29 protein-coding genes are annotated in these 26,719 nt (G+C 52.6%); 15 read left to right on the forward strand and 14 right to left on the reverse strand.

Annotated elements, in window-relative coordinates:
- Positions 1 to 32: 32 nt before the first annotated feature.
- Positions 33 to 122, forward strand: coding sequence for a YnhF family membrane protein (locus FD737_RS22170; protein WP_097119278.1), 90 nt, complete (start codon positions 33 to 35; stop codon positions 120 to 122).
- Between the two features lie 85 nt (positions 123 to 207).
- Here the strand turns inward: FD737_RS22170 and FD737_RS22175 are convergent, their stop codons facing one another.
- Positions 208 to 993, reverse strand: coding sequence for a C40 family peptidase (locus FD737_RS22175; protein ID WP_045834204.1), 786 nt, complete (start codon positions 991 to 993; stop codon positions 208 to 210).
- A gap of 364 nt (positions 994 to 1,357) precedes the next feature.
- Here FD737_RS22175 and FD737_RS22180 point away from each other — a divergent pair, with 364 nt between their 5' ends.
- Positions 1,358 to 1,693: a Grx4 family monothiol glutaredoxin gene (locus tag FD737_RS22180; protein WP_176505800.1), complete on the forward strand. Its 336-nt coding sequence runs from the start codon at positions 1,358 to 1,360 to the stop codon at positions 1,691 to 1,693.
- A 74-nt stretch (positions 1,694 to 1,767) separates the two neighbouring features.
- Here FD737_RS22180 and rnt read toward each other — a convergent pair whose 3' ends face one another.
- From rnt to eptA, 5 genes are all read right to left on the reverse strand, one after another.
- The gene (rnt, locus tag FD737_RS22185) at positions 1,768 to 2,436 is read right to left on the reverse strand and encodes a ribonuclease T (protein WP_160834601.1); all 669 of its coding nucleotides are present in this window, start codon (positions 2,434 to 2,436) and stop codon (positions 1,768 to 1,770) included.
- A gap of 108 nt (positions 2,437 to 2,544) precedes the next feature.
- Positions 2,545 to 2,952 carry a lactoylglutathione lyase gene (gloA, locus tag FD737_RS22190; protein ID WP_034821634.1) on the reverse strand — a complete coding sequence of 136 codons (408 nt, stop codon included), beginning with the start codon at positions 2,950 to 2,952 and terminating at the stop codon, positions 2,545 to 2,547.
- A 109-nt stretch (positions 2,953 to 3,061) separates the two neighbouring features.
- Entirely contained in the window at positions 3,062 to 4,159 is a 1,098-nt protein-coding gene (locus tag FD737_RS22195; RefSeq protein ID WP_058959756.1) for an alkene reductase, read from the reverse strand.
- 50 nt (positions 4,160 to 4,209) lie between these two features.
- Complete coding sequence (locus FD737_RS22200) at positions 4,210 to 4,806, reverse strand: TetR/AcrR family transcriptional regulator (RefSeq protein ID WP_160834602.1); 597 nt, start codon at positions 4,804 to 4,806, stop codon at positions 4,210 to 4,212.
- 39 nt (positions 4,807 to 4,845) lie between these two features.
- A complete protein-coding gene (gene eptA, locus FD737_RS22205) occupies positions 4,846 to 6,483 on the reverse strand; it encodes a phosphoethanolamine transferase EptA (RefSeq protein ID WP_097119281.1) in 1,638 nt (545 codons plus the stop codon).
- A 227-nt stretch (positions 6,484 to 6,710) separates the two neighbouring features.
- Here eptA and FD737_RS22210 point away from each other — a divergent pair, with 227 nt between their 5' ends.
- The 4 genes from FD737_RS22210 (at position 6,711) to FD737_RS22225 (ending at position 9,121) form a co-directional block, all read left to right on the forward strand.
- A complete protein-coding gene (locus tag FD737_RS22210; protein ID WP_034821614.1) occupies positions 6,711 to 6,950 on the forward strand; it encodes a DUF1289 domain-containing protein in 240 nt (79 codons plus the stop codon).
- 72 nt (positions 6,951 to 7,022) lie between these two features.
- Positions 7,023 to 7,919: an aldo/keto reductase family oxidoreductase gene (locus FD737_RS22215; RefSeq protein WP_160834603.1), complete on the forward strand. Its 897-nt coding sequence runs from the start codon at positions 7,023 to 7,025 to the stop codon at positions 7,917 to 7,919.
- 81 nt (positions 7,920 to 8,000) lie between these two features.
- Positions 8,001 to 8,519, forward strand: a complete 519-nt coding sequence (sodC, locus tag FD737_RS22220) for a superoxide dismutase family protein (protein ID WP_058959760.1) — start codon at positions 8,001 to 8,003, stop codon at positions 8,517 to 8,519.
- Between the two features lie 134 nt (positions 8,520 to 8,653).
- Positions 8,654 to 9,121: a hypothetical protein gene (locus FD737_RS22225; protein ID WP_034821596.1), complete on the forward strand. Its 468-nt coding sequence runs from the start codon at positions 8,654 to 8,656 to the stop codon at positions 9,119 to 9,121.
- Here FD737_RS22225 and FD737_RS22230 read toward each other — a convergent pair whose 3' ends face one another.
- The 3 genes from FD737_RS22230 to FD737_RS22240 are packed head-to-tail and all read right to left on the reverse strand — an operon-like array spanning position 9,122 to position 12,230.
- On the reverse strand, positions 9,122 to 11,122 hold the full coding sequence (locus FD737_RS22230) for an FUSC family protein (RefSeq protein WP_160834604.1): 2,001 nt from the start codon (positions 11,120 to 11,122) through the stop codon (positions 9,122 to 9,124).
- A gap of 7 nt (positions 11,123 to 11,129) precedes the next feature.
- Positions 11,130 to 11,987, reverse strand: coding sequence for an HlyD family secretion protein (locus FD737_RS22235; protein WP_058959762.1), 858 nt, complete (start codon positions 11,985 to 11,987; stop codon positions 11,130 to 11,132).
- A 6-nt stretch (positions 11,988 to 11,993) separates the two neighbouring features.
- Positions 11,994 to 12,230 carry a DUF1656 domain-containing protein gene (locus tag FD737_RS22240; RefSeq protein WP_038647264.1) on the reverse strand — a complete coding sequence of 79 codons (237 nt, stop codon included), beginning with the start codon at positions 12,228 to 12,230 and terminating at the stop codon, positions 11,994 to 11,996.
- A gap of 152 nt (positions 12,231 to 12,382) precedes the next feature.
- On the opposite strand from FD737_RS22240, the gene slyA reads away from it, so the two are divergent.
- Positions 12,383 to 12,820: a transcriptional regulator SlyA gene (gene slyA, locus FD737_RS22245; protein WP_034821588.1), complete on the forward strand. Its 438-nt coding sequence runs from the start codon at positions 12,383 to 12,385 to the stop codon at positions 12,818 to 12,820.
- 41 nt (positions 12,821 to 12,861) lie between these two features.
- Here slyA and slyB read toward each other — a convergent pair whose 3' ends face one another.
- Complete coding sequence (slyB, locus tag FD737_RS22250) at positions 12,862 to 13,329, reverse strand: outer membrane lipoprotein SlyB (protein ID WP_034821586.1); 468 nt, start codon at positions 13,327 to 13,329, stop codon at positions 12,862 to 12,864.
- Between the two features lie 285 nt (positions 13,330 to 13,614).
- Between slyB and anmK the strand changes: the two genes are divergently transcribed.
- The 5 genes from anmK to pdxY all read left to right on the forward strand — a co-directional run bounded on the left by anmK (position 13,615) and on the right by pdxY (position 18,076).
- Positions 13,615 to 14,736, forward strand: a complete 1,122-nt coding sequence (gene anmK, locus FD737_RS22255) for an anhydro-N-acetylmuramic acid kinase (RefSeq protein WP_160834605.1) — start codon at positions 13,615 to 13,617, stop codon at positions 14,734 to 14,736.
- Between the two features lie 10 nt (positions 14,737 to 14,746).
- Positions 14,747 to 15,076, forward strand: a complete 330-nt coding sequence (locus FD737_RS22260; RefSeq protein WP_058959764.1) for an MliC family protein — start codon at positions 14,747 to 14,749, stop codon at positions 15,074 to 15,076.
- Positions 15,077 to 15,090: 14 nt separating this feature from the next.
- Complete coding sequence (pdxH, locus tag FD737_RS22265; RefSeq protein WP_045834198.1) at positions 15,091 to 15,747, forward strand: pyridoxamine 5'-phosphate oxidase; 657 nt, start codon at positions 15,091 to 15,093, stop codon at positions 15,745 to 15,747.
- A gap of 139 nt (positions 15,748 to 15,886) precedes the next feature.
- Positions 15,887 to 17,161: a tyrosine--tRNA ligase gene (tyrS, locus tag FD737_RS22270; RefSeq protein WP_160834606.1), complete on the forward strand. Its 1,275-nt coding sequence runs from the start codon at positions 15,887 to 15,889 to the stop codon at positions 17,159 to 17,161.
- A gap of 54 nt (positions 17,162 to 17,215) precedes the next feature.
- Complete coding sequence (gene pdxY, locus FD737_RS22275; RefSeq protein ID WP_097119285.1) at positions 17,216 to 18,076, forward strand: pyridoxal kinase PdxY; 861 nt, start codon at positions 17,216 to 17,218, stop codon at positions 18,074 to 18,076.
- A gap of 81 nt (positions 18,077 to 18,157) precedes the next feature.
- On the opposite strand, the gene gstA is transcribed toward pdxY, so the two are convergent.
- The 3 genes from gstA to dtpA form a co-directional block, all read right to left on the reverse strand.
- Complete coding sequence (gstA, locus tag FD737_RS22280) at positions 18,158 to 18,763, reverse strand: glutathione transferase GstA (RefSeq protein WP_202403713.1); 606 nt, start codon at positions 18,761 to 18,763, stop codon at positions 18,158 to 18,160.
- A 74-nt stretch (positions 18,764 to 18,837) separates the two neighbouring features.
- Positions 18,838 to 19,746, reverse strand: a complete 909-nt coding sequence (locus FD737_RS22285) for a LysR family transcriptional regulator (RefSeq protein ID WP_160834608.1) — start codon at positions 19,744 to 19,746, stop codon at positions 18,838 to 18,840.
- Between the two features lie 156 nt (positions 19,747 to 19,902).
- Positions 19,903 to 21,411 carry a dipeptide/tripeptide permease DtpA gene (gene dtpA / locus FD737_RS22290; RefSeq protein WP_160834609.1) on the reverse strand — a complete coding sequence of 503 codons (1,509 nt, stop codon included), beginning with the start codon at positions 21,409 to 21,411 and terminating at the stop codon, positions 19,903 to 19,905.
- A gap of 652 nt (positions 21,412 to 22,063) precedes the next feature.
- Between dtpA and FD737_RS22295 the strand changes: the two genes are divergently transcribed.
- Complete coding sequence (locus FD737_RS22295; RefSeq protein ID WP_097119289.1) at positions 22,064 to 22,753, forward strand: CTP synthase; 690 nt, start codon at positions 22,064 to 22,066, stop codon at positions 22,751 to 22,753.
- A 32-nt stretch (positions 22,754 to 22,785) separates the two neighbouring features.
- On the opposite strand, the gene FD737_RS22300 is transcribed toward FD737_RS22295, so the two are convergent.
- Positions 22,786 to 23,745 (reverse strand): zinc-dependent alcohol dehydrogenase family protein, encoded by a 960-nt coding sequence (locus FD737_RS22300; RefSeq protein ID WP_176505797.1) that lies wholly within the window; start codon positions 23,743 to 23,745, stop codon positions 22,786 to 22,788.
- Between the two features lie 394 nt (positions 23,746 to 24,139).
- Between FD737_RS22300 and FD737_RS22305 the strand changes: the two genes are divergently transcribed.
- Together FD737_RS22305 and FD737_RS22310 are read left to right on the forward strand one after the other, a co-directional pair.
- Entirely contained in the window at positions 24,140 to 25,258 is a 1,119-nt protein-coding gene (locus FD737_RS22305; protein ID WP_160834610.1) for a hypothetical protein, read from the forward strand.
- The coding region (locus FD737_RS22310) for an ImcF-related family protein (protein ID WP_237448853.1) at positions 25,255 to 26,719 on the forward strand (1,465 nt) is incomplete at its 3' end. The genes FD737_RS22305 and FD737_RS22310, both read left to right, overlap by 4 nt.

The following is a 26,719-nucleotide window of genomic DNA, read 5'->3' on the forward strand; positions in this document are numbered from 1 at the left end:
AACCCTAATAAATGTGTGACTAAGGAGTAGTGATGAGTACAGATTTAAAGCTGGCGCTAATGACCACGGTTGGCGCACTGTTGATGATTATTGCGTTTAGCTTCACCGCCATTCTTCATTAATTCAAAGCGCATCAATAAAAAAAGCCGGCACTGATTAAGCGTCCGGCTTTTTTTGTGGCGAGAGCCACAGGATGTTGCGCAACAATTAGCGAATAGTTTTTGGAGTCATCATACGGCGCGCACCGACATAGTGTTTCTGCCAGTAGTCTTCGCCCAATGCGCTAATCTGAATGTCTTTACCGGTGCGGGGTGACTGAATGAATTTACCGTTGCCGAGGTAAACACCCACATGATCGGCAGTCCCGCGATTATTGATGCGGAAGAATACCAAATCCCCTTTCTCCAGCATCTCACGCTTAATGGGCGCGGCATCGTGCAGGTGATACATCTCATTCGCCGTGCGTGGGAATTTGTATTTGACGAGATCTTTATAGGCATACCAGACCAAACCACTGCAATCGAAACCGGTATGGGGTGAGGTGCCACCCCACTGGTAAGGCTTGCCCAGTTGCCCCATCAACTTCGTCATCGCGGTTTCGCGTGCCTTTTGGTAGCGCAGGCGGTGGGATTTGCTCATCTTGATGCCGGTCAGCCCCTGAACTTCATCGTCCACATCTGGGGACTTTTTCGCGAGGCGTTGATGGCCATACTTTTTCAATGGCGACTTCAGCAGGGATTTTTTGCGGCTGGATTTGTTTAAGGCGGTTTCAGTTTTACTCTGCTTTTTCAGCTTGAGCTTCTGCACGGTGGTCAGGCGAGACTTTTTAGCCGTTGTTTTAACCGGGCGTCGCTTGCGGCGCTCATCTTCACGCGCACTTTTTTTCTCAGCATTATGCAAACTGGCATTAATCGGGGCATGCTGAGAAGCAGAAGCCACGTTAAAGAACAGTTGGGCAAAAGCCAGTATGAAAAGCGTAATCAGTAAACGCATAGTCCGGTTACAGGTTAAGCAGTCTGGCAAAAAGCAGGCTGCGGCAGAGTAAGAGAAATCTGATCAACGATCAGCGCCGAAGCAATTCTAATCCACTTTTTTTCGAAAAGGTAAGGCCTTTTTCTATTAATCTGTTACCAGGCAGATAATGTCGCTAAATTGAGCGATTTCAGCTGTTTAACGCAGCGAAATTATTGCTAATTATTAATTTGTTCATGCTTATTAATGATAGGAAAATGTTATCTGTACACTCAGCACTTAACAAACATGGCGATCAGCCGGTCGGTAACGCAAAATCCCGTTTTCAGTGCGGGGCTGAAGTCGCTACAATAAACAAACACGAAGTGAAGGATTAAGGAAGGCAATAATGAGTACTGTTGAAAAAATTCAGCGCCAGATCGCAGAAAACCCGATTCTGTTATACATGAAAGGTTCTCCGAAACTGCCAAGCTGCGGTTTCTCTGCACAGGCTGTGCAGGCGCTTTCTGCCTGTGGTGAGCGCTTCGCGTATGTGGATATTCTGCAAAACCCGGATATCCGTGCAGAATTGCCAAAATACGCCAACTGGCCGACTTTCCCGCAATTGTGGGTGGATGGCGAGCTGGTCGGCGGTTGCGACATTATCGTTGAGATGTTCCAGCGTGGCGAATTGCAGCCGCTGGTGAAAGAAACCGCTGAGAAGTATAAAGAAGCGGAATAATTGCGAAGGCCGACACATGTCGGCCTTTTCTTTGCGTACTCCTCCGGAAATCAGCCAATCAGCCAATCAGCCAATCAGGCAGAGGCATCGTCTTCAGCCTGTTCTTCACTGAAAGCCAGTGGCCAACCCCCCAAACGTTTCCAGCGATTCACCAACTCACAGAACAGCGTGGCCGTTTGCTCGGTGTCGTACAGCGCGGAGTGCGCCTGCGTGCTATCAAACTCCATCCCCGCCGCTTTGCAGGCTTTTGCCAATACCGTCTGTCCCAACACCAAACCGCTCAGTGCCGCGGTATCAAAGGTCGCAAACGGATGGAAGGGATTACGCTTCAGGCTGGCGCGTTCGGCGGCGGCCATCACAAAGTTCAAATCGAAAGTCGCATTGTGCGCCACGATAATGGCGCGATTACAGCCATGATCTTTGGTGCCTTTGCGCACCATCTTGAAGATAGCATGCAGCGCTTCGTATTCGCTCACCGCGCCGCGTAAAGGGTTGGAGGGATCGATACCGGTAAACGCCAGCGCCGCAGGATTCAGGATCGCGCCTTCGAACGGCTCAACGTGAAAGTGCAGGGTTTCATCACGGTGTAACCAACCGTCCTCATCCATCTTGAGCGTGGTGGCCGCAATTTCCAGCAGTGCATCGGTTTGCGCGTTAAAGCCGGCGGTTTCGACGTCAATAACCACAGGATAAAAACCACGGAAGCGTTGATGAAGAGCGTTTAAGGCGTTCGATTCAGACATCAGGATCTCATAGCAAGAAATGGGGCAGCGCGCATTATGGCAAAAATTACAGGAGGGTGCAGCAGGAGAGGGAAGTCAGCCTACAAATTAGCAGACTGACTAACGGCATCAGTGACCGAGGCCGTGACCAGCGTGTTTGTTTTCGATCAGCTCGATTTTGTAGCCATCGGGATCTTCAACAAAGGCAATAATGGTGGTGCCGCCTTTTACCGGACCGGCTTCACGCGTCACGTTGCCACCGACACTGCGGATGCGCTCGCAGGTCTCAGCGACGTTATCGACGCCCAGCGCGATATGACCATAAGCATTACCGAGGTCGTACTTGTCCACGCCCCAGTTGTAGGTCAGTTCGATCACCGCGCCTTCACTCTCTTCGGTGTAACCCACGAAAGCCAGGGTGTATTTGTATTCGGTGTTTTCGCTCTGACGCAGTACGCGCATGCCCAGCACACGGGTATAAAAATCGATAGAACGTTGCAGATCGCCAACGCGTAACATGGTGTGAAGTAAACGCATAACATCCTCTTTTGAAAAGTCATCAGGGAATGACAAAGACTAGCAAGTATAGCCAGTTAATGCCCTGAAGAAACAGCACTGCCGCACATCCGGTGCGGCAGCTTGATTCTTACAGGCTTGGATAATCCGTATAGCCTTCAGCGCCGCCGCCGTAGAAGCTTTCCGGACGCTGTGGATTCAGCGGTGCGTCTTGCTGCAGACGCTCAACCAGATCCGGGTTAGCAATAAAGTCGCGACCAAAGGCCACGGCATCAATCAAGCCACGTGCAATCAGGTCGTCAGCTTTCTCAACGCTGTAAGCACCCGCACCGATGATTACGCCTGGGAACAGCGCACGAACTTTTGCACGGAAAGCATCGCTATAAGGCTGGCCACCGGCCCAGTCTGGTTCAGACAGGTGCAGATACGCGAGACCACGCTGGCCCAGCTCGGAGATGTACCACAACGCGGCAGCTTCTTCATCGGCACCATTTTCCAGATTCTGGAAGGCTCCGATTGGCGAGATGCGAATGCCGATACGATCGGCAGACCAGTTAGCAATCGCCGCATCCACCACTTCCAGCGCGAATCGACCGCGTTTCTCAATCGAACCACCGTATTCATCGGTACGCTGGTTGGAACCCGGTGCCAGGAACTGGTGCATCAGGTAGCCGTGGGCAGAATGCAGCTCCAGCAGGTCGAAATCGGCTTCACGCGCGTTTGCCGCCGCCTGACCGAAATCTTTTACGATCTGCTGAATTTCCGCCACGCTCAATTCACGCGGCAGGGAGGTATCTTCACGGTAAACAGTGCCATCTTCAGCACGCAATGAGGTACGCGTGCCCGCAGCCAGAGCTGAGGGTGCAACAGGCGCTTTGCCTTCCGGCTGAACGCTGTTATGCGAGATACGGCCGGTGTGCCACAGTTGCACCGCGCTGTGACCTTTCGCCGCATGAATGCTTTCGTTGATCACTTTCCACGCGGCAATTTGCTGCTGAGTATGCAAACCCGGTGCACCAGCATAACCTTTCGCCTGGAAAGAGATCTGCGTTGCTTCAGTAATGATCAGACCGGCGCTGGCGCGCTGCTGATAATATTCCGCCATCAGCGGGGTTGGGATGTCGCCCGGCTCAATGCTGCGCAGACGCGTCAGCGGTGCCATAAATACACGGTTAGGTACGGTAATCGCGCCCACTTTGAGTGGGGAGAACAGCTGTTTACTCGCCATGATGACTCCTATAAGTAGACCGGTCGTCTAGAAACTGCGGTTTTTAAAAATCAGTGGCCATTCAGCCACTGTTCAATGGTTTCAAGTGCCAGGGTAATCGGGCCTGACTCTCGCGAAATTTTGCTTTGCAAACTGGCGCCTAACCACAACAGGTAACAGCGCTGTGCCAGTTGCTCGGGCGTTTGTCCATACGGCAGCGGCTGTTCAGCGGCGACTTCGCTCAAACAGCGGGCATAAGTCGCGATCATAGCGCTGGCACCATGCTGCAAGGCATCACGCATCGGTTCTGATAAATCGCAGACTTCCGCCGATAACTTCACACCCAAACAGCCCACGATATGGCCTTGCTCGATAAATAGCGTGGCGCCATAGCGGAAGTGGGCCAGCAAACGTTCCCGTGCTGACAAGCCCGGCTGATTTAACTGTTGATCGACCTGCTGCAGGTAGTTAACGAAATAGCGTTCCAGCAACGCCACGCCAAAAGCTTCTTTGGAGCGGAAGTAGTGGTAAAACGATCCTTTGGGCACTTCCGCCAGCGCCAGCATTTCGCTCAGGCCCATGCCGGTAAAACCGCGTTGCAGACAAACCTGCTCGCCAGTAGCGAGCAGATGTTCACGGGTTTCGTTGCGTTGCACAGTCTTGTTCATGAGCCACACAGTATTAGACCAGTCGGTCTAATGCAAACCTTATCCGGCATTTTGGCACGATCTGATCATGTCCAGTTGCGGTTGGTACTCTTGCGTTTGGATGTTGAACATGCCCAAAACCGTATGGAAAAGATTGTCTTGCGACACTTTCTCACTCGCGGCCTGCTGGCGTAAACAGGTCTCGTTAATGTGGAACGCCGACGCATAGCCTGGTGACATCCACATCAACAGTGGGATATGTGTCTGCTGTGAGGGCGCAAACATATAAGGCGCACCGTGCAGATACATACCGTGTTCACCCAGTGATTCACCGTGGTCTGAGAGATAGACCAGCGCTACGTTGAAGCGATCGCTCAAAGCTTTAAGTTTATCAATGGTGCGGCTCACCATATCGTCGGTGTACAACAGAGAGTTATCATAGGTATTCACCAACGCCTGATGATCGCAATCCTGAATCTGGTTGCTATCGCAGGTTGGCGTGAAGCGACGGAATTCCGCCGGATAACGCTGATAATAGGCCGGACCGTGGCTGCCCATTTGATGTAACACGATAATCCCGTCATTGTGCAGACTGTCCACATAGTTATCAAAACGATGCAGCAGAACATCATCGAGACAGAAACCATCGTGGCAATATTGCGATAAATTCCACTGCGTCATATCGGTGTGTGGCACGCGATCGCAGGCGCCTTTACAGCCGCCATCGTTTTCGCGCCACAACACACTGACCCCGGCGTGGGCGAGAATATCTAGCACGCCTTCCTGATGATGCGCCAGGTTGGCGTCGTAATGCTCTCGCGGCATGTTGGAGAACATGCAGGGCACTGAAATGGCGGTCTCCGTGCCACAGGAACTGGCGTCGGGATAGTAGATAACCTGCTGTTTTTTCAGTTCAGGATTGGTTTCACGCGCATAGCCGCCAAGAGAGAAGTTCTCAGCACGTCCGGTTTCGCCGACCACTAATACCACCAGCGTTTTCTTCGGTTCCGCGGTGATCAGCGGGCCTTTTTTGGCATCCAGGCCAATTTTGACCAGCGCCTGGCTGCCTTGCAGATAACGCTGATCAACGTAATGACCGGTGCCGCTGACAATATTGGCCGGGGTGATCATCTTCACCAGCCCTTTATTGTTGCGAATCAGCGAAGCGTAATCTTTGTAGAACAGCACCGCCATCAGCAGAATCAGCAAAATCGCACCCAGCGCCCCGGCCAGACGTTGCAGCAGGCTCCACCACCAGCGTTGGCCCGTTTTAATGCGCACCATGCAAATGGCGGCGACGGGCACCAACCCCATCAAGATCATCCACACCACATAACCACTGCTGATCAATGCTCCAGCTTCCTGAGCATCCGACTCAAACACGTTTTCGATCATGTTGGTGTCGATCACCGTACCGAAGCTGTGCATAAAGTAGTTAGCGGCGGCGCTGGCCATCACCAACAGAATAAGCAGCGGCTTGCGAACATAGGGCCATGCCAGCAACGAGAAAATCAGATAGAACGCAGAGGCCAGCACCACCGGAATGCTGGCAGCAAACAGGTAATCGTGAAGGCGATCGTAAGGGATAATTTCCCACGCCCGCAGTAGAAACAGGGCGTTGAGCACGAGGGTAAAAAACAGGGCGGCAATCAGATTAAAACTGCTGGCATGGCACTGTAACTTGTTCGTGAATTTCATGAAAACTCAGTAGCAGGATGGAATGTGACAATCGTATGAATTCAATATGAGGAAAACCTTAACGCTTATTAAACAGTACCTAACCAAAGGTTCTTGCGCTGAGAACAATGGTAAATATCCATTTCCGTGGTGATGGCTGGATGAAATCTGGGCGAACTACGTATACGCTTTGCACAATGTCACTAAGCTGTTATCAATATAAAGCTTATTGTTAAACCGGAGTGGATGTGGCCGAGCAATTAGAGTTCTTTCCTGTTCCCAGCCCGTGTCGCGGCATCTGTCAGAGTGATGCGCGCGGCTATTGTCGCGGCTGTCTGCGTAGCCGTGAGGAACGCTTTAACTGGATGAAGTTTACCGATGCGCAAAAACGTGATGTGTTGCGGTTATGTCGCCAACGCTGGCTGCGCCTGCATCGACAACAAAAAGTCGATGAGAATCATGATCCGGAACAACCCTCACTGTTTTAAGAAAACGATGATTTGCCTTTCCGTTATACTCCCAGCTTCGCTTTCCGCTTTCGCGTTCAAGGGAGTTTACCGATGTTACAACCGCAAACTATCGCCCCGCAGGGACCTCAATTCTCACCGCTGATCGTTGGCTACTGGCGCCTGCTGGAGTGGGGCATGACGCCGCAGCAGTTAGTGGCTTTTATCGAGCATCATCTGTCATTGGGCATCACCACGGTCGATCACGCCGATATTTATGGTAACTACGGTTGTGAAGCCGCTTTTGGCGAGGCGTTGCGTCTTGCACCGGGGCTGCGTGATAAACTGCAGATTGTCACCAAATGCGGCATTGCAACACGCGCCAAACCGGAACATAAAATTGGCCATTACATTACCGAGGCCAGCCACATCCTGCACAGTGCGGAAAATTCCCTGCGCTACTTCAACACCGATTATCTCGATCTGCTGCTGATTCATCGCCCGGATCCGTTAATGGATGCAGATGAAATGGCCGAAGCCTTTATGGCACTGCATCAGAGCGGCAAAGTGTGTCACTTCGGCGTGTCAAACTTTACCGCTTCCCAGTTCACGCTGCTGCAATCTCGCCTGCCGTTTAGCCTGGTGACCAACCAACTGGAAATCTCACCGCTGGAACAGTCAACGCTGCTCGATGGCACGCTTGATCAGTGTCAGCAGGTGCGCATCCGGCCGATGGCATGGTCCTGTTTAGGCGGTGGACGTCTGTTTAACGATGCGCATTATCAGCCGCTGCGTGATGAGCTTGAGCAGGTAAAACAGGAAATCGGCGCGAGCAGCATTGAACAGGTGGTGTATGCGTGGGTGATGAAATTGCCAAGCCGCCCACTGCCAATCATCGGATCCGGTAAAGCCACGCGCGTCAGCGAAGCGGCAGGCGCTTGCCAACTGACGCTCGATCGTCAGCAGTGGTTCCGCATTCGCAAAGCGGCACTCGGTTTTGATGTGCCCTGAAGCGTAAAACTACGTCAAATTACGGCAGCCTGGCCTATTCCGGTCCAGGCTTACAGGGCATTTCAACCGTAAGGAGACGTTATGAAAAAAATTCTCATCGCCACACTGGCGCTGGTCTGTGCTGCTGGCGCTCAGGCCGCCTCTGAAGAGGTGACATTGCATGAGGTCACCGCACAGGGTATCGGCGCCGCCATTGGCAAAGTCACCATCAGTGAAACGCCATATGGTTTGCAGTTCGCCCCCGCGCTAACCGGCCTGAAACCGGGTGTTCACGGCTTCCACGTGCATGCCAAAGGCAGTTGTGAGCCTGGTCAATCGGATGGCAAAACTGTTGCGGCCGGCGCAGCGGGTGGACATCTGGATCCACAAAACACCGGCAAACATCTCGGGCCTTACGCAGAGGGTCACTTGGGCGATCTGCCTGCTCTGTATGTCACTGACGATGGCAAGGCCGATTACCCGGTGGTGGCGCCGCGTATAAAATCGCTGAGCGAAGTGAAAGGGAAGGCGTTAATGGTTCATGTGGGTGGCGATAATCATGCAGATCATCCGCAGCCGTTAGGGGGAGGCGGTGCGCGATTTGCCTGCGGTGTGATTTAAACTCTTAGGCGGCAGGCAATCTGCCGTCTGCATCTTTTCACTGCCGGAAAAATTCTGACCCACTTTCCCGCTACACTCCGCACGCTATCCGTCCTATGATGTTGATTCAGGAATAAAACCTCTCAGGGGCAGGAATGAAAACGCGTGGGATTTTGCTGTTATGTGTATTACTCGCGGGATGTGATCAACCTAACGAAACGCAGTTGAGGTTAGACACCAGCCGCCAGTTACAGCGCACCATTGATACCAACCCGCTGCGTGCAAGTTGTGAAGATATCGCTCGCGGACGGGAGTGGCTTACCCCGCACACGCTCGAACAGTTACAGGCACAGGGCTGTCAGAATGTGCTGCGCAGCGCCACCGAAACCAATTTCCTGCACACCGAGTTTTTTCACCGCACGTTAACCACGGTTTGCGGCTCAATCCGGGGGAAAAGTTTCACCGGCACGTTTCTCGATCGTCGCTTTATCTATTCGTATGAGGAGCGATACCTGGTGATTGAACCGATGACCGAGCAAGACAAAACCCGTTTTGAAGGGCATAAAACCTTGCAGCAGTTGCAGGACGATTTTAACCGCCAGACCACACAATATTGCCAGTAATTAATCCGGCACCGCCTGACTTAACTGTGCTAACGAACAGCGCAGGCGCCATAAAATGCCCGCCAGCGTATTGGCTTCGCTATCAGGCTGCTGCTGCAGTTGCGCAATCATCCCTTCCAGCTCATCCAGCGTGGCCTGCAACGAAGTATGACGCACGCCGCGCAGGCTCATAATCCGTTGCAGATCCTGCAAACTGCTATCGCGCATTTGCGCCAAAGTGGCTGAGGCTGGCCGCCATTCGCGTAATTGCCAGACAATATGGGAACAGTTGAGCAGCACCACGCCCCAGCGCAGCAACCAGACACGCGCTTGTTCATCGCGGCTACTACTCAGCTGGCTGATGTGATGGTAGATCTGCGATTCAAAGTGGCTTTCGCTGAGACGTGGATGGCGTCGCAGTTGGTCAAGAAATGCATGGCGTAACGCGCGAATATGCCTGCGGCTACGGCGCGCATCGGAGCTGGGGCGCAGTACCTGAAAAGCCATCCATGCCAGCAGCACGCCACACACTTTGGCCAGATTATCGTTGAGAAAGCTTTGGTAATCCCAGTCTTGCGGGTTGGTGACGGCAATAAATGAACCCATAAACACAATAAATTGTCCCCACATCCCCGCGCGTTTTTTCTGCTGCAGCTTAAACAGTTGCAAGGTGATCAGCAGCGGAAACAGCACCAGCAGAAATTGCCACAGGGCGCTGATTTGTACCATCAAACCGTATTGCAGCAGAAAACTAAACACCGACAGCCATAGCAGGGTTTTCAGCAACAGTGACACGCTGCCACTGGGGGAGGGAGCGGAAGAGTAGAGCACGCAGGCAATCGCGGTCAGCGTCAGGGCTGCTGCACCTGCATCCCATTGTGTGCCAATCCAGAAAGCACAGCCCAGCATGATCACGCTAAAGGTGCGCAACGCACTCCAGCCGGCTTCAGCGCTGTCACTTTCACGTGCCAGAGAGGGCACTTTTGGCGGTTGAAAGCGCGTATCGGCGTCTGCGCGCTCAATCAAACGTATCCAGCGATTAACGTTGAGGTAAACCCAGCAGAAATAACGTAAACGTTGAACAAACGCGCGCTGACGATAATCGCCGGTGGCGTCCGGTGTCACACTGCGCAGTATGCGCGCCAGACGATACTTATCACACTGCGGCAATGCGAGTTCGTGTAACAACTGTTGAATGGCGGTGTAGAGTTCCGGTGGTGCATCCGGCCAATTCAGCAGCATGCGGCGCAGGCTGGAGAGAACGCTGGTCAGGCGCAACTGCTGGTGCAAAACATAGTTAAGCACGTTGTTCTGACGGCGATAGCGGTAATGGCTCCAGAAGGCCTGAATACGCAGCAAGTTCATAGTGAGAATCTGGCTGATGACATTCTCATGCGCGGTGCGCACGTTATCAGTACTGCTTTGTTGCAGCAGTAAAACTGCATGGTCGAGCAGACGGGCGTGCATCTGCCGCAACGAATTCATCAAGGTGTTACCGTCCGACGTGCTGGGCAAAACCATCATCATCAGTCCGGCACACAAAATGCCTGAAATCACCTCGCAAACGCGCGCCTGAGTGATATCCCACAATTGGGTCACATCGGTAATATTGACGCTGCTAAAGGCAATGATCGCTGCGGTGTAGCCAGCCAGAGAGAATGCGTAGGCGACATTGTTTTGATAGTGGTTGGCGATCCAGGTACAAAACGCCAGCCAGCCGGCCATAAAAAAGGCAAATAGCCAGGGTTCGTTGAGCGTATGCCCGGCAATCAAAAGCGCGGCGGTGGCACCGAGCAGGCTGCCGACAATACGCCCCAGACTTTTACTGATCGCACCGCCCACGGTGGGAAAACTCACCACGGCGGCGGAGGTCATCGCCCAATAGGGTTCATCCAGTTGCAGCGCATAGGCGATGGTCAGCGCCAGACACATCGCAATCGCATTTCGTAAGGCATAGCGCCATTCGCCGCCGGTTGCTTTAATCCACGGCAGATTTTGCCAGGCCAGCCACTGCAGATTCATGGCGGCCTCAATGTGCGATGGAAATCGTACAGGTGGTGCCCGCCACCAGCGGAACATCATCCGGAATCGCATCCAAACGAATGCGTACCGGCACACGCTGTGCCAAGCGCACCCAAGGCACGTTGGGTTTGATGTCTGGCACTAAACCGCCATCGGTTGAAACGCTCTGATCGTAAATAGCGCGCCCGATGCTCTCCACTTTTCCCTGCAAGCGAGTGCCATTACTGTAGAGTACGATTTGCGCGTCGGCGCCGGGCTGAATGTGACGCAGTTTGGTCTCTTCGAAATAGCCCATCACATAATAGGAGTGGCTATCCACCAGGGCGAACAACGGTGTTCCGGCGGTGGCGTAGTTGCCGGGACGCAGCGTCAGGTTGCTGATCCAACCGTCGGTGGGCGCGGTAAGCGTGGTTTGTTGCAGATTCCAGCGCGCCTGATCCAGACTCGCCTGTGCCGCTTTAGCCGTTGCTGCGGCGGCGTTTGCTGTCAGTCGTGCGGCATCCATATCTTCTGCTGAGATCACATTACGTGGCAGGCTGGCACGACGATTGGCTTCGTGTTGGGCTTTGGCCAAATCGGATTGCGCCTTCGCCAGTTGAGCATCCGCATTATCCAGCGCAATTTGCCAGGGCACGGGATCGATCTTTAAAAGGATGTCCCCTTTATGCACAAACTGGTTGTCATGCACCTTGAGATCAATGATGCGGCCAGACACTTCCGGTGTGATATCCACCAGCTCAGCGCGCACTTTGCCATCACGTGTCCACGGTGACTGCATGTAGTAGTTCCACATCCACCAGCCGGCAATCAGGGCCAGGGCAAACACCACCAGTGTTGAAAAGTATTTAAAAGGGTTGAATTTCATGGTGATTTATCCGAGGCTCAGTATCCACAGTGCGCCAGTGACGCACAGGACAAACAGGGAAAGATCCATTAAGGTGGGATGCCAGATGTCGCCGGAGTACATCCAGCCGCGCAGCAACGGGTGAATCAGTAACCAGAAAAAGAAACCCAGCAGCACAGCTTTAAACAGCGGCGGAAAGAACAGCGAGGCACCAAATACCAGGTCGGTAAGCGGAGCGGTGGCGGAAAGTGCGGTAATGGACACGTGTCTTCATCCTTCATTGTCCCAGGTTCTCTCTCAAACTAGCGTAGAAGAGAGCGTGCCGTCTGGCCTGGAATTTGTAATTTGTCCTGTAAACTCGCAGAATAGTGTAAAATCTGGCTTGATAGCTAGCAAGCTAATTATAAGGAGATGAAATGGATACGCCCCTCGGTACAGACCTGTCTCGGCTGGTACGCATCTGGCGTGCCTTGATTGACCAGCGTTTGAAGCCGCTTGAGTTGACACAAACGCATTGGGTGACGTTACACAATATTCATCAACTTCCGCCAGAGCAGTCGCAGATCCAGCTGGCCAAAGCCATTGGTATTGAACAACCTTCGCTGGTGCGTACGCTGGATCAGTTGGAAGAGAAGGGACTCATCACGCGTGCCACCTGTGCTAACGACCGTCGTGCCAAACGCATTAAGTTGACGAAGCAGGCCGAGCCGATTATCGAGCAGGTTGAAAATGTGATTGATGCGACCCGCGATGACATCCTTTCGGGCATCAGCCTCGAAGAGATTAATCAAATGGTCACGCTGATTGCTCGACTGGAAAAAAACATTCTCGAGTTCCAAAACCGCGAGAAATAAAAAAACCGACGCGCTGGCGTCGGTTTTTTTTATCTGCTCGCTTAGCGTGGTGAAACGGTCACCTGGCTGCCATTCGACGCCATGACGACGCGCTGACCCACTGAGTAACGGGTTGCGGCCTGCTTCTGCACCACCATAATGGTGTTGCCGTCGTCTTTACGGATTTCCAGCTCAACACCGTCAGACTTGTTGACCGCACCCTGCACGCCCTGGCCTGCTACGCCGCCAAGTACCGCACCGCCTGCTGTGGCCAGGCTGCGACCGGTGCCACCACCAATGGTGTTACCGAGGAAACCACCCAGCACCGCACCACCAATCGCGCCAATCACGTTATTTTCATCGCCACCCTGGATTTTAACCGGGCGAACCGACACCAGAGTACCGTATGAGACACTTTGTACTTGTTTGGCTTCATTGGCGCTATACACATCACCGGAAAGGGTGTCATTGCTGACACAACCTGCCAGCGTCAGGCCGGTCAGTGCCACGGCTACAAAACGCTTAATCATCAGAAAGCTCCTTAATGCAAAAAAACGCCATGTTCTCGTCCTCTACAGCAAGAGTATAAGACAGAAAGCTGGCAATTGACTCTATGTCCAAATAATACGCGGCTGAGGCGAAGGATAGACCATTGCCCCTCAACAAAAATTCAATTTCGTGCTGAAAATATTTTATCGCTGAAATGCCGTGTGCGGTGCGGTTGAGAAGCGGAATTTTATCATAGAATTAGCCGCTGATATTTGCCAGGCTAAACAGAAACGAATTGAAGACTCGCGCGTGAGTAAGGAACCGCTATGAAATCAGGACGCTATATTGGTGTGATGTCCGGCACCAGCCTCGACGGTGTCGATGTGGTACTGGCGGTGATTGATAATCATATGGTCGCGCAGCAGGCCAGCTATTGTCACCCGATGCCGCAGGAGATTCGGCAACAGGTGCTGGCAATCTGTCAGGGGCAATCGCTGACGCTGTCGCAACTCGGCCAACTGGATACACGGCTGGGCAAGCTATTTGCCGAAGCGGTGTTAACGCTAATGCAGCAGCAATCGCTGGAAGCCAGCGACATCATGGCAATAGGTTGTCATGGTCAGACCGTGTGGCATGAGCCGCAGAGCGACACCCCGAATACGCTACAGATTGGGGACAGCAATCAAATCGCCGCCGCCACGGGAATTACCGTGGTGGCCGATTTTCGTCGTCGCGACATGGCCTTAGGCGGACAAGGCGCGCCACTGGTTCCCGCGTTCCATCAGGCGCTGCTGATGGACAGCGTTGAACGGCGCATGGTGCTCAACATTGGCGGTATTGCCAATCTGTCATTATTAATCCCCGGTCAGCCTGTGCGTGGCTTTGATACCGGGCCTGGCAATATGTTGATTGATGCCTGGATTTGGCGTCATAAGGGCGTGCCCTATGATAAGGCTGCTAGCTGGGCGCGCAGTGGTCAGGTGGTGCCTGCACTGCTGGAGGAAATGCTCAACGACCCCTGGTTCGCGCTGCCACCACCGAAAAGTACCGGTCGTGAATACTTCAATCTCGGCTGGGTTGAGCGGCAACTACAGCGTTTCCCGGCACTGGCACCGCAGGATGTGCAGGCCACACTCAGCGAACTCACCGCATTGACCATTGCTCAGCAAGTTCAGCTCAACGATGGTTGCGATCGCCTGCTGGTGTGTGGTGGCGGCAGTCGTAATCCGTTGCTGATGGCGCGGCTGGCGGCCCATTTGCCGGGTACTGAAGTGGGGACGACGGATGACGCCGGGATCAGTGGTGATGATATGGAAGCGTTGGCCTTCGCCTGGCTGGCGTTTCGCACCTTGTCCGGTTTGCCAGGCAATTTGCCTGCCGTCACCGGTGCACGGGAAATGAGTGTATTGGGCGCCATTTATCCGGCGAATGCCCGATTGACACATTAAGGAGTGAAAGATGAAAAAAATCGTTATTCTGTTGAGCTGTGTCGTCACGATGAGTGGCTGCGGCATGATGCACAAAGAGCAGCCTACACCACAGACATTGCGCTATCAGTGCGGCACATTACCGTTAACGGTGACACTGGACAATCCGAAGCAGCAGGTGAGCTTTATTCTGGATGGTAAACCGCTCACCTTAACCCAAACCGTATCAGCTTCCGGCGCGCGCTACAGCGACGGCACTTATGTCTTCTGGTCGAAAGGCAATGGCGCTTTTGTTGAGCGTAATGACAAAATCGTGATTAATGACTGTGAATTGCAAAATGCGGATACGTCCGCCCAGTAACGAAGAGAATCAGCATGAGCGACAGTGACAGCTTGCAAAACATTGCCCATTTACGTCGTGAGTACACTCGCGGCGGGCTTAGACGTAACGATCTGCCAGACAATCCGCTGGCGTTGTTTGAACACTGGCTCAAGCAGGCGTGCGATGCCCAACTGCCCGATCCTACAGCAATGACCGTCGCCACCGTTGACAGCAGCGGCCAGCCTTATCAGCGTATTGTGTTGCTGAAGCATTACGATGAACAAGGCATGGTGTTTTACACCAATCTGGGCAGCCGCAAAGCGCTGCAGCTGGCGGACAATCCGCGCATCTCGCTGCATTTCCCATGGCACTTCCTTGAACGCCAGGTGATGGTATTAGGAGAAGTGGAAAAACTGTCGCCACTGGAAGTGCTGAAATACTTTAGCAGCCGCCCACGGGATAGCCAGATCGGTGCCTGGGTGTCAAAGCAATCAAGCCGTATTTCGGCGCGTGGTGTGCTGGAAGGCAAGTTCCTTGAACTTAAGCAAAAATTCCAGCAAGGCGAAGTGCCTTTACCCAGTTTCTGGGGCGGATATCGCGTCAAATTCCATACCGTGGAGTTCTGGCAGGGCGGCGAACATCGCCTGCACGACCGCTTCCTCTACCAACGTGAAGGCAACGGCTGGACGATTGACCGTTTAGCGCCGTAAAACTGCGTTTTACCCCCTTTCAACGCTGGCGCAGTTGGCGTCAGCGCTTTATGCTATAGCCCTCATTTTTTTCGTATCCGCATCTCAGCGGAAAGCTGTGTACCAGCCTAGGTGCAGTCTGATCAATTTGGAGTCAGTGATGACCAGCAGTAACCTGATACAACAATTGCAAGAAAGGGGCTTAGTCGCCCAGGTAACGGACGAGGAAGCGTTAGCAGAGCGACTGGCGCAAGGGCCAATTGCACTCTATTGCGGCTTCGATCCGACCGCTGATAGCTTGCATTTGGGCCATCTGGTGCCGCTGCTCTGCCTGAAACGTTTTCAGGACGCCGGACACAAGCCGGTCGCGCTGGTGGGTGGTGCCACCGGTCTGATTGGCGATCCCAGCTTTAAAGCAGCAGAACGTAAACTTAACACCGCGGATACCGTGGGCGAATGGGTTGAAAAGATCCGCAAACAGGTGGCGCCATTCCTCAGCTTCGACTGCGGCGATAACAGTGCTATCGCAGCGAACAATTACGACTGGTTTGGCGGCATGAACGTGCTGACTTTCCTGCGTGACATCGGTAAGCACTTCTCGGTGAACCAGATGATCAACCGCGAAGCGGTGAAGCAGCGTCTGAACCGTGAAGATCAGGGGATTTCTTACACCGAGTTCTCCTACAACCTGCTGCAGGGTTACGACTTTGCGGAACTGAACAAGCGTCACGATGTGGTGCTGCAGATTGGCGGTTCTGACCAGTGGGGCAACATCACGTCAGGTATCGATCTGACGCGCCGTCTGCATCAGCAGCAGGCGTGGGGCTTGACCGTTCCGCTGATCACCAAATCTGATGGCACCAAATTCGGTAAAACCGAAGGTGGCGCAGTGTGGCTCGATGCGAAGAAAACCAGCCCATACAAGTTCTACCAGTTCTGGATTAACACTGCTGACTCAGACGTGTATCGCTTCCTGAAGTTCTTCACCTTTATGAGCATTGAAGAGATTAATGCGCTGGAAGAAGAAGACAAGAACAGCGGTAAAGCGCCACGCGCCCAATACGTGCTGGCAGAGCAGGTAACACATCTGGTGCACGGCGAAGCGGGTCTGACGGCGGCAAAACGTATTACCGACAGCCTGTTCTCAGGCAGCCTGACCGAGATGACCGAAGCGGACTTCGAGCAGTTAGCGCAGGACGGTATGCCAGTGATTAACCTGAAAGCGGAAGACGATCTGCAGCAGGCGCTGGTGGCGGCTGAACTGGTACCTTCGCGCGGTCAGGCGCGTACCATGATCGGTTCCAACGCCGTTTCTCTCAACGGTGAAAAACAATCTGACGCCGAGTATCGTTTCAGCGACAGCGACAAACTGTTTGGTCGCTTCACGCTGTTGCGTCGCGGTAAAAAACACTACTGCCTGATTAACTGGCAGTAAGGTTCGAGGGCCGGTTTCCGGCCCTTTTTTATGGCAAGGCAGTACAGGGCAATAATGAAAAATATCCTCGCAATCCAGTCTCATGTGGTTTACGGCCACGCCGGTAACAGCGCCGCCGAATTCCCCATGCGCCGTATGGGCGCAAACGTTTGGCCGTTAAACACCGTACAGTTCTCTAATCACACGCAATACGGTCACTGGACCGGCACCGTGATGCCAGCGACCCATTTGACCGACATCGTCAAAGGCATTGCGGCGATTGACCGTCTGAAGACCTGTGATGCGGTGCTGAGCGGCTATTTAGGGTCTGCTGAGCAGGGCGAGCAGATTCTGGAGATCGTGCGTCAGGTGAAAGCCGCTAACCCCAACGCCTGGTTCTTCTGCGATCCGGTGATGGGCCACCCTGAAAAGGGCTGCATTGTGGCGCCTGGCGTCGCGGAGTTTCATTGCAAGATGGCGATGCCAGCCAGCGATATCATCGCGCCGAACCTGCTGGAGCTGGAAATGCTCAGCGGCCACGAAGTGGCGAATATTGAGCAGGCGGTAGTGGCGGCACGCGCGTTAGTGGCGCAGGGACCGAAAGTGGTGCTGGTGAAACATCTGGCGCGTGCCGGACGTCGCAGCGATCGCTTTGAGATGCTGCTGGTCACCGCTGACGAGTGCTGGCATATCAGCCGTCCGCTGGTGGATTTCGGGGTTCGTCAGCCGGTGGGCGTGGGCGATCTCACCAGTGGTTTGCTGCTGGTCGATCTGCTGCACGGCAAATCGTTACAGGATGCACTGGAACACGTTACTGCTGCAGTGTATGAAGTGATGCTGAAAACTCACGAGATGGGCGAGTACGAGTTGCAACTGGTGGCAGCGCAGGACGCGATTGCGCAACCGACTCAGCACTTTGCTGCTGAGAAGCTGTAACGGCTGCGAAATCTGCAGGCGACCACCCGGTGGCCTGCAGACACGATGCAAAACAGGCGCACAGGGTGCGCCTGAATCGGCTTAAACCAAACCTTCCGCTTTCAATGCTGCCTGCACCGCAGGGCGCTCCGCCACGCGATCAAACCAGGCTTCAAGCGCCGTTAACCCGCTCAAATCTAGCTTGATGGCTTTTGCCCAACGCGTGACCACAAACAGGTAGACATCGGCCACGGTGAAACGCAGTCCCATCAGCCACTGCTTATCCTGCAGCGCTTCATTCACCGCCTGATATTTTTTCTCTAGCTGCGCCCGCACAATCGCTTTGTACTCTTCCGGCGTGTCCGGACGGAACAGCGGCGAGAAGGTTTTATGCAGTTCACTGCTGACAAAGCTCAACCATTCAAGGGTGTGGTAGCGCGTCAGGCTGCCGGTCGGTGCCAGTAAATTGCGATCCGGCTTCAGATCCGCCAGATACTGCACAATGGCAACGCCTTCGGTTAACAAGCTGCCGTCATCAAACTGCAGCGCCGGAACCTGTCCTTTGGGGTTAATCTGCCAGTAATCTTCTCCCTGCTCGGTGACCTTTTTCTGCAGATCGACATTGACCTGGGTAAAGTCCAGCCCGCATTCACGCGCAACAATATGCGGTGACAACGAACAGGCACCGGGCTTGCAATAGAGTTTCATCATGGCTTCTCCTGGAAGTGTGGTTGTGATCGAATTAGCATAAATCTGCGAAAATTTTTTACCAGTGACCGCGATCAGGAATTACGGTCCGCTTTAAACTTTTCCTGCGTAAAACAAGGTAGCGCAGGCAATTGTTCCAGCGCATAGTCCCAGAACTGCCGCACCTTAGGCGTCATGTTTTTAACCCGCTGTGTGACCAGTTGTACCGGCAAGGGGACAGGCTCCCACTCGGGTAATAAACGGATCAGTTTGCCATCACGAATATCATCCAGCACCTGGTACGACAGCAAACGTCCAATCCCCTGACCGCCACGCAGCGTTTCCAGCTGGCTTTCAATATCGTTTACGCGCAGACGAGGCAAAATGCGCACGCGTAAATCCTGGGCAAAGCGCCATTCACGTGTGTGACGCAAACTGGTGATCACCGTATGTTGCTGCAGCTCTGCCGGATGGGCGGGAGCACCTGCAAGCCGAAGATATTCCGGGCTCGCCACCAACGTCGAACGCACGCTGCCTACTTTGCGTGCCACCATTGAAGAATCCTGTAATTCGCCAATGCGCAGCGCGATATCCAACCCGTTCTCAATTAAATCCTGATAGCTGTCACTCAGCACCACTTCGATTTGCATCTCGGGATGTTGCTGTAAGAATGCATTCACCAGCGGCATGATATGGCGGCGGCCGAAAGGCACGGGTGCGGTGATGCGCAGCAGCCCCTGCAGGCCACTGTGATGCGCGCTATCGAGCGCGTGCTGATAATCACCTAATATTTGCTGAGCCCGTTCGAACAGCTGCCAGCCCGCTTCTGTGGGCGCCAGTTGACGAGTGGTGCGTTCAATCAGGGTCGTGCCCAACCGGGACTCGAGGGCATTCAATGTGCGGGTAATAACGGGAGGGGAGCGCTGTAAAAAACGTGCAGCACTGGCCAGGCTGCCTTGCTGAATCACCGCGACAAATACCTGAAGTTCTTCAAATCTATCCATGATGATTCCAGCACGTTTAACAGGAAGCCGTCATCATGCGGGGAAGTGGATAAAAAGCGAAGCTTTGGCAGCAGGAAACGTTAAAGCGGTGGAAAGAAATGAGTAATAGGAAATAAAAATGCCGGGCGTTTGCCCGGCTTATTCACATCACCTGCATTACTGATTGGCGTTAGCGCTTTTCAGTTCAGGCTGTGAAGCATCACTCTGCGTCATACGGTTCAGCAGTGGCGCGGTGATCAACATCAGGATAGCGATCACACCGGTTGCAATACCAATCTGCTGGAACACATGGCTGTAAACTTCCAGTGAAGCATGCGGATCGGTCACATCATTCGGTACGGCCATCAAATTCGCCACTTTACCGGCAATCATTGCAGCACCCGCCGTGGTCAGGAACCAGGAACCCATGATGAAGCCCATCAGACGCTGTGGGACTAACTGTGCCACCATTGCCAGGCCAAGACCGGAAATCATCAGTTCGCCCACACTCTGCAGTGCATAGCTGATGATCAACCAGTTCACAGACACAATACCGGCATCATTAGCGAACCTGGCACCAAATGGCAGCACCAGGAATGCAGCAGAGCACAGCACCATACCAATCGCGAACTTGTGTGGCATAGGCAGTTTGTCGCCCAGCTTGTTGTAAACCGCTGCCAGAATCGGGCTGGCCAGCATGATCCAGAAAGGGTTCAGTGCCTGGAACTGTTCTGGTTCGAAGGTAATGCCCAGAATGGCATGCTCAACGTTACGAATAGCAAAGAAGTTCAGTGAGGTTGGCATCTGCATGTAGAGCACGAAGAACACAATCGCTTCGAGCATCAGCAGGAAGGCGACAAACATTTTACGGCGTGCTGCACCCTGCAGGGCAAAGGCTTCTTTCGCGAACACCAGCACGATGCCGACGGCAATCACGCCCAGTGCCATACGCGCAATGCTTTGGTGATGCAACAACCAGGCGGCAATGGCAACCAGCGCCACCACACCTACCAGCGTCATCAGCAATTTGCTGACATTCAGTGGCGCAAAGTCCGGTTTAGAACCGTAGTTTTTCACCAGGCGCTGGCAGAACAGGAAGTTCAGTAAGGTAATCACCAGACCCACCACGGAGAGCGAGAACGCTGCGCCCCAGCCGTAATGTGCAGCCAACCACGGTGTCAGCATCATCGAGAACAGAGAACCGATGTTGATCGACATATAGAACATGGTGAACGCACCGTCGATGCGCGGATCATCTTTCTCGTAGCAGGTAGACAGCAGAGAAGAGGGGTTGGCTTTAAATAAGCCACTACCCACGGCGATAGTTGCCATGCCGACGTACACCATCGCAGTGTCATGGCCTGAGAAGGCGATCAGCGCATAGCCGAGCGCCAGCACGATCACGCCGAGCACAATCACGCGTTTGGTACCCAATACTTTATCGCCCAGCCAGCCGCCAATCGCGACCATGCCGTAAACCAGGGCGCTGAACGAGGTGAACAGGGTAATGGAGTCCGCTTCGGACATGCCCAGCTGTTTCACCAGGTAAACGGCCATGATGGCTTGCAGACCGTAGTAGCCGAAACGCTCCCACAGTTCGATGGAGAAGATCAGATAAAACGCTTTCGGTTGCTTGAACGCGTTGAGGCTTACTGCCTCGTCAGTGTGTTTGTTTGCAGTTGACACGTGTACCTCAGTTTATACATAGCCTGTTTTACGACAGGAATTAAGTCTGCGTCGGGCTGAGTAATCCCGCGCAACATTGTTATTAGAAAGGAAAAACGGCGCCTAATTTGGCTGAATCAGGCCAACAGGGCAAGCATTTTTTGCACGCTGAAATACTTGTAACAGGTAGGGTTAATGCCGTTATAAGAAGTTGTAAATCAGTGTTAAATATTGCTGTGTGGCATTATATCAGAATAATCGTGCTAACTGGAGATCCTTAGGATCATTTTCCTGATATAAACCGCTTAAGGTGTATTTCACAGAACATAACGCTATAGATGATAATTTATACCAATATAAAGACCGTGAATGTACATTTACCAAGCACAATTGCTTGATAGTTGAGCGTAATAGGCTGACTAAAGTTTCCAAATGGCTAATTTGTTGATCCTGCGCACAAAATTACGAATTAATTAAAACCGTAAAAGAAGTAAACGATTGCGTGGTCAACATCCGTCGAGTTAATCACCACAAAGAGGAATGTTTAGCCGTATAAACAGCAGGCTATAACCAAAATGCGCGCAAACGAAAGTGAGTGATATCGCGCTGAAATGCGCTTAGACAGGTCGAGATGTTTGCTGTAACCTCGTTTTTTCCCTAAAAGGACGTAGCCATGACGCAGTCAGTTCGTGTCGCCCTTGTTGGCGATTTCCGTGCCAATGCTGTTGCACATCAAGCCATTCCTCCTGCTGTACAGTTTGCCGCAAAATCCCTCTCGCTCGACGTTACCGCCGACTGGATCGCCACTCCCGACATCCATCAACACAACTGGAACGATTACGATGCCATTTGGGTCGTGCCAGGCAGCCCGTATCTCAACGACGAAGCTGTGTTTGCAACGATCCGCTGGGCGCGTGAAAACCACAAACCGTTCCTCGGTTCGTGTGGCGGTTTCCAGTATGCGGTGGTAGAGTACGCCCGCAATGTGCTGGGTTGGGAAGATGCCGGGCATGCGGAAACCGATGAAAGTGGGCGCTGGGTGATTGCGCCGCTGACCTGTTCGCTGGTGGAACAGCGTGGCACGGTGACTTTCGAAGCGGGTTCAAAGATTGCACAAGCTTACGGCGCGCTGGAAAGTGATGAAGGGTATCATTGTAATTTCGGCGTGAACCCGGAATTCAGTGACGCGCTGGCAACCAATAATCTGAAGATTACTTCATGGGATTTGGATCGTGACGTACGCGGTGTTGAACTGACCGATCATCCGTTCTTTGTCGCGACGCTGTTCCAGTCAGAACGGGCGGCGCTGCAAAATCGGCTATCCCCGCTGGTGGTCGCCTGGCTGCAGGCTGCGGCTAAATAATTGATTGAACAGAGAGGCTGCTTCGCCTCTCTTTACTCGTCCAGACACAGCAGGGGTTTACGCGCACGACCCGACTGGTGATAACTTTCGATTGCCGCGCGCCACTCTTTCAATGGGAAAATTTCCACCTCACCACACTCGCTGTCGCGCAGCAACGGCCAGATCTTTGAGAAAAGCTGTTGCCACGGTGCCGCGCCAATATCGCCCAAGGTGTGCCGCACATGAAACCAGTGCAGTGCTGGACGGGCGGCATTCACTTTTACCGGCGCGCCGCTTAATACCCCGTAAGCCACAAAGTGCGCGTGCTCAGGTAGCGTTCGCCAGATCAACTGCCCCACATCGCCGCCGACCGCATCAAACACGATATCGGTTTGCGCACTCACTGCTTCAATCGCGTCCCGCGCAGTCTCCTGCAACGCACTCAGGCCGAGGGCGTGCAACTTTTCTGCATGTGCTGACGAGCGATACACCATCACCACGCGTCGTGCACCGCGCAGCTTAGCCCACTGGGCCAGCAACAGTGCGCAGGCGGAACCACCGGCAGTGATCAGGACATTTTTACCGCTGACCGGCCATTGCTGCAGCATCAGCAAAGCGGCTAGCGGATTGATATAGGCGCGCGCAGCCAGCGTACTCTTAATATCCTCTGGTACCGGAATAGCGAGCTGTGGATCGATATCCACATAATGTTGCCAGCAGCCCACGCCACGCAGTGGTAACACGCGTTGCCCCACTAAATGTGAGTAAGCAGAGGGCGCGGAGATCACGGTGCCCACGCCTTCGTAACCAGCGACCTGTGGCGGCGCGACACGGTGACGATAAGCACCGGTAATCGGGATCAGATCAGACGCGTTCACTGGCGCATAGTGCATTTGCACGCGCAGCAGGCCAGCGGAACAAGGGGCTAAAGAGGAGGATTCCAGCGTCAGTACATCAACAGGATCGCCAAACTGCCGATACCAGAGCGCGAGATTGCGATCCGTTATCGGCATGGACTCAGACTTCGGTTTTGGCGTCGAATTAGGATGGTAAAGTCCTAAATAACCATTATTTAATGTCATGAGGTTTTAGCTTAAGGACGATTTCTTATAATTCTACATGACCACTTTTGCTTTTTTCCATTAATAGCAACCCGCTAATGCAATGGATTATATCCTTTCGGTTAAAGCCCAGATCTGCCGGCATCTCTGATAGAGAGGAAAATGTGTCCCAAACTGAGTGCTATTTGTGAAACAGAGATAGCGGTGGCGCTTTTCCCCCCCTCAACCTCGGCAATGTGTACCGGGCGCAACGATCACGGCAATCGCCCCTCCAAAATAATCCCTCGGAGAAATGTGAATGTGGTTGCAAAGTTATCAGCTTTCGAAATGAGATGGTTGAATAAAAATGAATTGGCCGATTCCAGACATCCCACATAAGAAAAGCTTAAAGAAACCATCCATTAAATTCTTGACGATTGTTTTTATTCTTTTGATTTGCTTAGGTGCATTAACTTTAATTTTTCTGCTGAAAGTTCATGATTACAGAGATATAATAATCAATGGTTTGCTACCTTCAGGGTTGATATGGCTATGTCTCGTGGGAATTATTTGGTTTCGCTATGATCAATCTTCCAATGCCGCTATATTATGGGGTATTCAGACTCAACTTACCAAATCTCATTGGCAGCGTTGGGCTATGTGGCAAAGGCCGATTATAGCAAATATAATCTTGTGTCCTGAAAAAAATGGAAGCGAAGCTTTAATTGGAGATCCTTCTAATATTCCAGCATATCCGGTTAAATGCAGGCATCTACACCACGATTTTTTAAATTTAAGCTCTAAGTTTATTTTTTTAGATGAAAATCTGGAAAGACAATGCCCTGGTTATCGAAATAGTCTTTATGACATCATTTTACTCAAAACAGAAAAGCATGATGCATCTCACATTTCTGAGGCTGTATTTAAACAATGGGATATTGTCCCTAATATTGTGTCTGTGACTGACCAATACTTTTCAGGTTCTGAATTCTGTTCGATTAAAGAAATGGCACTGATTATTACCTTGCAGGATTGGCCTAACTCTGTTGAATGTGGATATAGTGAATTCATTAACGCAAGTCTTATATGTTCATCAGAAATGATCAAGAGTGATTCATTTCTTGTCAAAGCAGGTGTAGGGAGATTTTTGCATTCAAACTCTCTGACGAAATCACTTGATATTCTCACAGAGTATAACAGGTTGGAGGCTTCAGAAATGAAGCATGTATGGCTTTCGGGAGTTGAGGAGGCTGATAAGATTACAATCGTACGCTATGCTGAAGAAAAAAAATGGGCACTTCCTTCTCGATATCCATTTTTGGTTGTTAATCATTCATTTGGCCCGCCAGGACCACTATCCTTTCCTGTTTCTATTTCATTATTAGTTGATGCTGCAATTAGAACGGGAGAAACTCAATTATTAATATCAGGTGGCAAGGATAAAGCCTATTCATTTTGTCTGATTACAAGGAAGTTGTTTTTATGACATCAACAGCTTCGCCGGTCATTCGGCGTTTTAGTGTAACAGGATATTCAATATTAGTCGTGGCGCTTGCATGCGTAAGTGCATTCCTGATCACTACTTTCAGAAGTGGTATGGATATCTTAGGCGTAAATGTTGAATATTTTTGGTTAATCTGGGGGGTGTGTGTAATAGCTTTAATAATAGCTATCTTTACTCTTCATTTTTCTCAGAGAAAGTCAATTGGCGAAAAGCAAGAGCAATATTTACCTCAAAAAATAATTGGGCACGACAAGCAATTAGATAAGAAAAAAACCACTTCAACTGAAAATCACCGGATTATTCTTCAGCATCTCCATTATGCTCTCCGCCAACAACACGGCCGTCTTTGGAATTTCAAAGTTCACATCCTTCTCATCACGGGCAGCGTGTCAGACGTTGAACGCTTGGCACCTGGCCTGACCAATCAACTCTGGCAAGAGGTCAGTGGTACGCTGTTGTTGTGGGGCGGCGATCCCGCCTCTCAAACTGATGAAAACTGGCTGATTGCTTTAAAGCGTCTGCGTCGCCGTCCTGCAGACGCGATAATTTGGGTGACTTCTGCTGCTGACCAGCTTAACGACATTGGCGGGTTGCCCACTACTGCGCAACCTTCCAGTGCCGCGATGGATGCCACCGCACATGCCTTATCGGCTCGTTGCAATATGCTCGGCTGGCGACTGCCGCTGTTCGTCTGGTCATTGCATACACGGGCTGGAAAGCAATCTGGCCGTATAACTCAGGCCGTTGGGTTCCCGACTTCCACAACCAATAATCACGATGCATTGCTCGCGGCACTGGCGGCGGATCTCATCGCGCAGGGGACCCAGCAGGTGGCGGGCTCGCCGCAGCATCACTTTTTGCTGAGCCTCGCGGACCAGCTGGCGCGTGTGCCTGAATCGATAACTACGCTGCTTTCTCCGCTGCAGAGTGTTCAACGCTCTCTGCCGCTGGCGGGGATGGTGTTCAGCCCGCAATCGGAAGGTACGGCACTTACGGTGCCACACCATTGGATACGCGATAACCGCTGGGATGCGCTGCCTGCGTCTTCAAATGAACTCCCTGCTCATCTTCGCCCGTCTCGCTATGGCATGCAGTGGAATCGCATTCTCGCCGCAGCCGCCTGTGTGTTGGTGGTACTGTGGGGAGCAGGAATGCTGGTCTCTTTCGCCGCCAATCGCAGCATTATCGGTGATGCCGTACAGGTGACTGAAAACGCTTCTGACAGCAGTCAGTCTTTAAAACAACGGCTTGCTGCGATGGGCGTGCTTCAGGATACGATCGGGCAATTACAGTATCGCCAGGAGCATGGTACGCCCTGGTACAGCCGCCTCGGACTGAATCAGAACGAAGAACTGCTGTCTGCCCTGTGGCCTCGTTACCGTCAGGCGGCGCTGCCCCTGCTACGCGACGCCGCAGCCTTGCAGCTTACTGACGCGCTGAAAG

It is taken from the genome of Pantoea sp. Seng (assembly GCF_009829935.1).
Taxonomy (GTDB): domain Bacteria; phylum Pseudomonadota; class Gammaproteobacteria; order Enterobacterales; family Enterobacteriaceae; genus Pantoea; species Pantoea communis.